Origin of the sequence: Amycolatopsis sp. SID8362 (assembly GCF_010550475.1) — a bacterium.
In the GTDB taxonomy this organism is placed as follows: domain Bacteria; phylum Actinomycetota; class Actinomycetes; order Mycobacteriales; family Pseudonocardiaceae; genus Amycolatopsis; species Amycolatopsis eburnea.
On the sequence record NZ_JAAGNB010001416.1, the window covers coordinates 22,430 to 29,252 of the forward strand.

The window sequence follows — 6,823 nt, forward strand, 5'->3', positions numbered from 1 at the left end:
GCCTTTATAGCACAGTCATGCTATCAATCTTTGTAGCAAGACCGTGCTATAAAAGGGGGAGAACGTGCGGGAATGGCTGATCGCCGCGGCGGTGCTGGCCGCGGTCGTGGTCCTGGTGATCCGGCGGCTGAGGGGCGAACCGCTGGTGGCCAGGGAGGTGTTCGGCGCGCCGGCGGTCCTGATCGCGATCGGCGCGTACGGCTTGACCAAGCTCGGGCTGACCGCGGCCGATGCCGTCTGGCTCGCGCTGGGTTCGGCGATCGGGCTCGGCTTCGGGGCGGTCCGCGCGGCGACCACCCGGCTGTTCGAGCGGGACGGCGTGCTGTGGCTGCGCTACACGCCGTGGACGTTCGCGGTCTGGGTGGTGGCGGCCGCCGTCAACTTCGGCTTCGGCGCCCTCGCGGTCTCCGCCGGCATGCACGAGGAGGCCCGGCCGATGACGCTGTCCATCGGCGTGAGCCTCCTCGGCGAAGCGCTGGTCGTGGCGCGGCGGGCGAAGGTGATCGGCCTCCCGTACGCGCGGCCGCGGGCCTAGAGCTTTTCGATCTGCCGCACCAGCAGGTCGATCTCGTCCTCGGTGTTGTAGTAGTGCACCGACGCGCGGAGCAGGTCCGGCAGGTCGCGCGCGGTGAAGTCGTACTGGGCCGACGTCCGGGACGACACCGACGTGTTGATGCCGGCCGCGGCCAGCCGCGCCTTGATCTCTTTGGCCGGGGTGCCCTCGACGGTGAAGGTGACGATGCCGCACTGGCGGGCCCCGACGTCGTGCACGCGGGCGCCGGCTTCGGTGAGCCGCTCGCGCAGCGTCGCGGCCAGGGACGTGACGCGCGCTTCGATGGCGGGCAGGCCCCAGCCGAGCGCGTAGTCGATGGCGGCGCCGAGGCCGAACACGGCGGCGAAGTCCCGTTCCCACACCTCGAAGCGCTTGGCGGTCGGGTCGACGACGTACTCCGACGGCGACTCCCAGCTCGCCGAGTGCAGGTCGAGCATCGCGGGCTCCAGGCGCTCCCGCAGCGCCGGGTGCACGTAGAGGAACCCGGTGCCGCGCGGGCCGCGCAGGTACTTGCGGCCGGTCGCCGACAGCGCGTCGCAGTTCAGGCGGGCGACGTCGAGGTCGAGCTGGCCCACCGACTGGCAGGCATCGAGCAGGAACGGGATCCCGGCGGACCGCGCGATCGCCCCGATCTCCTCGGCCGGGTTGACCAGGCCGCCCTGGGTGGGGACGTGGCTGACGGCGATCAGCTTGACGTCGTCGCCGACGCGCCGGCGCAGCTCTTCGACGTCCAGCTGCCCCGATTCGTCGTCGCCGATCACCTCCACGACCGCGCCGGTGCGCTTGGCGACCTGCAGGAAGGCGATGGCGTTGCTGGCGTATTCCGCGCGGGAGGTGAGGATCCGGTCGCCGGGGCCGAACGGCAGCGCGTAGAAGACCGCCTGCCACGACCGCGTCGCGTTGTCGGTGAGCGCGATGTCGTCGGCTTCGGCGCCGACCAGCCGCGCCGCGGACGTGTAGACGGCGGCGAGCTTTTCGGACGCCTCCGCGGCGGCTTCGTAGCCGCCGATCAGCGCTTCGCGGCGCAGGTAATCGACGACGGTGTCGGTCACGACGGACGGCGGGAGCGCGGAGCCCGCGTTGTTGAAGTGGACCACCTCGGCGGAACCGGGGGTCTCACGGCGCGCGCGTTCGACGTCGAAGGTCATGCTCAACTGAATACAGTAGTTAAGTACTGTATGCAATACTGCCGCCATGGCCCGGACCCCGCTGCGCAGCGACCTCATCGAGCAGATCACCACCCGCGTGCTCGACGGGCGGCTCGCCGCCGGCGGCCGCGTCAACGAAGTGCACCTGGCGCGCGAGCTGGGCGTCAGCCGGACGCCGCTGCGGGAGGCGCTGATCGGGCTCGCCGACCGCGGCCTGCTCGTCTCCGCGCCCGGCCGCGGGTTCCTCGTGCCGCCGTTCGACCCGGACGAGGCCCGCCGCCTCTACCCGCTGGTCGCCGAGCTGGAAGCCCTCGCGCTGCGCTGGACGTCGCCGCTGGAGCTGGCCGGCCTGCCGGACGCGCTCGACGCCGTCGCCGACGAGATGGACGCGGCGCTGGCCGAGGGCGGCGATCTGTCCGATGTGGACGACCGGTGGCACGCGCTGCTGCTGTCCCGCTGCCCGAACCCGCACCTGCTGCGGCTGCTCGATCAGACCAAGCCGCTGCTCAAGCGGTACGAATCGTGCTACTTCGGCGGTGCGGGCCGCGCCGGGGAGAGCATCGGCGAGCACCGCCGGATCGCCGCGGCACTGCGCGACGGCGACCTGCCGACCGCGTCCGCGGTGCTCGTCCGCAACTGGGTGAAAGCCCTGGCCTACCTGGGGAAGGACGGAAGATGATCATCGCGCACCTGAGCGACCTGCACCTCGACGACGGGCCGCGGGCCGAAGACCGCGTCGCCGCGGTGATGGCCTACCTGGGCGGCCTGGCGCGGCGGGTCGACGCCCTCGTCGTCACCGGCGACATCGCCGACCACGGCGCGGCCACGGAGTACGCGCGCGCTCTCGAGCTGCTCGAGTACCCGGCGCCCCTGCTCGTCTGCCCCGGGAACCACGACGTCCGCGCGGAATTCCGGACGGGGTTGCTCGGCCAGCCGCCGTCGGACGGGCCGATCGACAGCGCTCGCGAGGTCGGCGGGGTGCTGTTCGCGACGTGCGACTCGACGATCCCCGGGCGCGGCGCGGGTTTCCTCGCCGACTCGACCCTGGCGTGGCTCGACGACACGCTCGCCGGCGGCGACGGACCGGCGATCGTCGCCTTCCACCCCCCGCCGGTCGCGGTGGGCGTCCCGCTGGTCGACGGCATCCGCCAGAGCGGCGAAGACCGGCTGGCCGCGGTGCTGGCACGGCACCCGCGGGTGAAGGCGCTGCTGGCCGGCCACGTGCACACCGGCGCGTCGACGACGTTCGCCGGCGTGCCGCTGCGCATCGCGCCGGGCGTCGTTTCGCAGTCGCTGCTGCCGGTCGAGCCGGGCGCGGACCGCGGCTGGGATGAGGGCGGCCCGCTGGACTACGAGCGCCCGCCTGGGTTGCTGCTGCACGTCCTGCACGACGACGGGCGGGTGACCAGCCACCACCGCGTGGTGCCGTGCTGACCGCCCCGAGCGCCCCAAGGCCACATTCAGGTTCGGTCTGGAGCACGGATTGCCTCGTGACCGGTCACCCACGTGGGCGGTGTCGTGGCGGGCTGCGATGGAGTGAATGACTCATTCATGTCGTCCGGCGACATGAATGAGTCATTCACTCCATCTCGGGTTAGGGTTCCGGCGAAGCCCACCGTGCGGCGCGCAGCGCCTCCGTTGAGGGTGGTGGCGGGGGCATGGATGGAGCAACCAAGGCCGCCTTGGGGCGCTGTCAGCCGCTGAACACCGGCAGCGTGATCCGGGACGGCCGGGCCGCGTCGTGGAAGACCTCGAAGCGGTTCGGCTTGCCGTCCACCGCGGACGTGACCGGCTCGCCCGTGCCGTGGTTGCGCGCGAAGCGGGGGAAGCCGCCGCCCGCCACCTGGACGCGCAGGCGGTGACCACGGCGGAAGCGGTACGCCGTCGGGTCGAGGTCGACCTCCGCCGTCACCACGCCGTCTTCGTCGGCCGTGGGGAAACCCGGGCGCAGCCGCAGGATCCCGTCGGTCACGTTGCGGGACACGCCGTCGGGGGCGACGTCGCAGAGCCGGACGTAGACGTCGGCGTGGCCGAGTTCGGTGCGCACGTGCACGGTCGCGGCCACCTCGCCGATGACGTCGAGGTCCGCGGGCAGCGGTTCGCCGGTGAAGACGAGCACGTCCGGGCGGGCCTCGACCTCCTGGTTGTCGCGCTGCTTCGTCTCGCCGGTGAGCAACGGGCCGCCGACCGCCGGGGTCGGGTCGGCCGGGTCGTAGGTGAACGTCGTCGGGAGCGCCCGCTCGGCCGCCTCGCCGAGCCCGCCGACCGGCCGCAGGTGGGACGCGGTCGGCGTCGAGGGTGGCGGCCAGGACTCGAAGTCCAGCCAGGAGTTCGCGCCCTGCAGGAACAACCGGACCGGCGAGCGCTGCAGCTGGGCGCGGTCGCCGAGCAGGTGCGCGCGCAGGAAGCCGAGCTGGTCGCGGATCATCGGGCCCATGCTCGACGGCTCGCCGTGCGCCCACGGCCCGATGGTGATCCGCGGCTGCTTGCCCGCCTCGGCGAGGATCCGGAAGTCGCGCAGCTGCCCGCGGATGAACAGGTCGTACCAGCCGGTCACCATCGACACCGGGACGTCGAGCTTCGCGACTTCGGCGCTGTGGTCGGACATCACCCAGTAGTCGTCGTCCGGCACGAAGTGCGTGGTGATGTCCTGGAGGAACTGCACGGGTTTCCCGATCGCGGCGACGTCCGCGCCGCTGAGCGGCAGGTGCGCCATCGCGCGCCGCGTCTTGCGCTTCTGGAGCGGGTTCGGCAGCGCGGCGAACCGCTCTTCCTGGCGGCCGATCATCGCCGACCACGAGACCATGTTGTCCGCCGCGAGCACGCCGCCGGGGTAGAACGTCGAGACGAACTCCGACGCGGTCACGCCGAGGCACATCGCGGCGAGCGGCGGGTCGAGGTACGGGCCGACCGCCCACTGGGTGTGCCCGAGGTAGCTGGCACCCGCCATGGCGACGTTCCCGTCGCACCACGGCTGCTCCCGCAGCCATTCCGCGGTCGCGACGCCGTCTTCGCGCTCGAGGTGGAACGGCCGGAACTCGCCGCCGGAGCCGAACGAGCCGCGGGTGCTCTGGACGACCGTCTGCAGCCCGTGCCGGGCGAACGTGTCGCCGAAGAGCTTGGACAGCAGGCCCGCGCGCCCGTACGGCGTGCGGATCAGCACGACCGGCGCCGACGTGGTGCCCTCCGGGGCGTACCGGTCGGCCAGCAGCGTGACGCCGTCGGGCATCGGCGTGGCCAGGTCGCGCGTCACGACCGGCTTCGGCCCTTCGGCGCGGGGGAGCCCGAGCAGCTTGTCGACAAGTCGGTCCAGCACGGGCGTCCCCGATCAGCCGAAGCGGAGTTGATCCTTCCGGATCCGACGGTACCTCAGTTCGCGCGCGCGAGGGTTTCGGGACGCAGCAGCCTGGCCAGCTCTTCGGCCGGGATCAGGCCCTTCTCGACGACGAGTTCGGCCACGCCGCGGCCGGTCGCCAGCGCCTCCTTGGCGATCTCCGTCGCGGCCGCGTAGCCGATCGCCGGGTTCAGCGCCGTCACCAGGCCGATCGAGTTCTCGACGTACGAGCGCATGACGTCGACGTTCGCCGTGATCCCGGCAACGCATTTCGCAGCCAGCGTCCGGCAGGCCGCGCCGAGGTGCGTGATGCTCTCCGACAGCGCGTGCAGGATGACCGGCTCGAACGCGTTGAGCTGCAGCTGCCCGGCTTCGGCGGCCATCGTCACGGTGACGTCGTTGCCGATCACCTCGAACGCGACCTGGTTGACCACCTCCGGGACCACCGGGTTGATCTTGCCGGGCATGATCGACGACCCGGCCTGCACCGGCGGCAGGTTGATCTCGTTCAGCCCGGCGCGCGGGCCCGAGGACAGCAGGCGCAGGTCGTTGCAGCTCTTCGACAGCTTGACGGCGATCCGCTTGAGCACGCCGGACAGGTGCACGAACGCGCCGCAGTCCTGGGTCGCTTCGACGAGGTCCGCGGCGGTGACGACCGGCAGCCCGGTGATCTCGCGCAGGTGCCGGCACGCGGCTTCGGCGTACCCCGGCGCGGCGTTGAGGCCGGTGCCGATGGCGGTCGCGCCGAGGTTGATCTCGTGCAGCAGCGCGACGGCCTCGTTCAGCCGCAGCCGGTCCTCGCCGAGCATCACCGCGTAGGTGCCGAACTCCTGGCCGAGCGTCATCGGGACCGCGTCCTGCAGCTGCGTCCGGCCCATCTTGAGGACGTCGTGGAACTCGACGGCCTTGGCCGCGAACGCCTTTTCCAGCACGATCATGGCTTCGGACAGCTCGCGCACGGCGAGGATCGTCGCGACGTTGACCGCGGTCGGGTAGGCGTCGTTCGTCGACTGCCCGAGGTTGACGTGCTCGTTGGGGTGCACGACGGCGTACTCGCCCTTGGCGTGCCCGAGCAGCTCGAGCGCGCGGTTGGCGATCACCTCGTTGGCGTTCATGTTGGTCGACGTCCCGGCGCCGCCCTGGATGACGTCGACGACGAACTCGCCGTGCAGCGCGCCTTCGCGGATTTCCTTGCAGGCCTTCACGATGGCGTCGGCGATCTCGGGTGCCAGCAGGCCCAGCTCGGCGTTGGCGCGCGCCGCCGCCTCCTTCACCGACGCGAGCGCCTCGATCAGGTGCGGGTACGCGGCGATGGTCGTGCCGGTGATGGGGAAGTTCTCGCGGGCGCGGGCGGTGTGCACGCCCCAGTACGCGTCGGCGGGGACGTCCTTGTCGCCCAGGAGGTCGTGTTCGCGGCGGGTGGTCATCGCGGGCTCCCCACAGTCAGCTTTCCGGTGAAACGCAGGTTTTCCGGGCCGGGCGGGACGTCGATCCCGCACAGCTTCAGCGCGCCGGCCAGCACCGGGTACCGCGCCCGGTCACCGCCGTCGGCGATCTTGGCCGCGATCGCGGTGCCGTCCGGCAGCGCGGCGATCTGGACGGCCTCGAAGCCGTCCTTCGCGATCAGCCCCGGCACCGCGCGCATGACGGCGGTGACGTCGCGGCGGCTGCCGCCGACCAGCTCCGGGTGCGTCCGGATGCCGTCGGCGACCAGGTGCTCGGGCGTGCCGGGCGCGGCGGTCGCGAGCTTCGAAACGGCGGTCGCGAGCCCACGCAACGTCGTCGCGA

Annotated in this window: 7 protein-coding genes; 3 read left to right on the forward strand and 4 right to left on the reverse strand. The window is 72.1% G+C overall.

Translation table 11 applies throughout. The annotated features are described in order from the left end of the window. Window positions 1-64: 64 nt before the first annotated feature. Entirely contained in the window at window positions 65-535 is a 471-nt protein-coding gene (locus tag G3I65_RS43340; RefSeq protein WP_160701243.1) for a DUF1453 domain-containing protein, read from the forward strand. Here the strand turns inward: G3I65_RS43340 and G3I65_RS43345 are convergent. Further along, entirely contained in the window at window positions 532-1,701 is a 1,170-nt protein-coding gene (locus G3I65_RS43345) for an aminotransferase class V-fold PLP-dependent enzyme (RefSeq protein WP_160701244.1), read from the reverse strand. The genes G3I65_RS43340 and G3I65_RS43345 overlap by 4 nt on opposite strands. Window positions 1,702-1,747: 46 nt before the next feature. Here G3I65_RS43345 and G3I65_RS43350 point away from each other — a divergent pair, with 46 nt between their 5' ends. Both G3I65_RS43350 and G3I65_RS43355 read left to right on the forward strand, forming a co-directional pair. Next, entirely contained in the window at window positions 1,748-2,380 is a 633-nt protein-coding gene (locus G3I65_RS43350) for a GntR family transcriptional regulator (RefSeq protein WP_160701245.1), read from the forward strand. Then, complete coding sequence (locus G3I65_RS43355; RefSeq protein WP_160701246.1) at window positions 2,377-3,135, forward strand: metallophosphoesterase; 759 nt, start codon at window positions 2,377-2,379, stop codon at window positions 3,133-3,135. Before G3I65_RS43350 ends, G3I65_RS43355 begins: the two co-directional genes overlap by 4 nt. 259 nt (window positions 3,136-3,394) lie before the next feature. On the opposite strand, the gene G3I65_RS43360 is transcribed toward G3I65_RS43355, so the two are convergent. The 3 genes from G3I65_RS43360 to G3I65_RS43370 all read right to left on the reverse strand — a co-directional run. Continuing rightward, window positions 3,395-5,017 carry a CocE/NonD family hydrolase gene (locus G3I65_RS43360; protein WP_160701247.1) on the reverse strand — a complete coding sequence of 541 codons (1,623 nt, stop codon included), beginning with the start codon at window positions 5,015-5,017 and terminating at the stop codon, window positions 3,395-3,397. A 53-nt stretch (window positions 5,018-5,070) separates the two neighbouring features. Continuing rightward, the gene (gene aspA, locus G3I65_RS43365; RefSeq protein ID WP_160701248.1) at window positions 5,071-6,462 is read right to left on the reverse strand and encodes an aspartate ammonia-lyase; all 1,392 of its coding nucleotides are present in this window, start codon (window positions 6,460-6,462) and stop codon (window positions 5,071-5,073) included. Next, on the reverse strand, window positions 6,459-6,823 hold a 365-nt coding region (locus G3I65_RS43370; RefSeq protein ID WP_160701249.1), incomplete at its 5' end, for an asparaginase. The genes G3I65_RS43370 and aspA, both read right to left, overlap by 4 nt.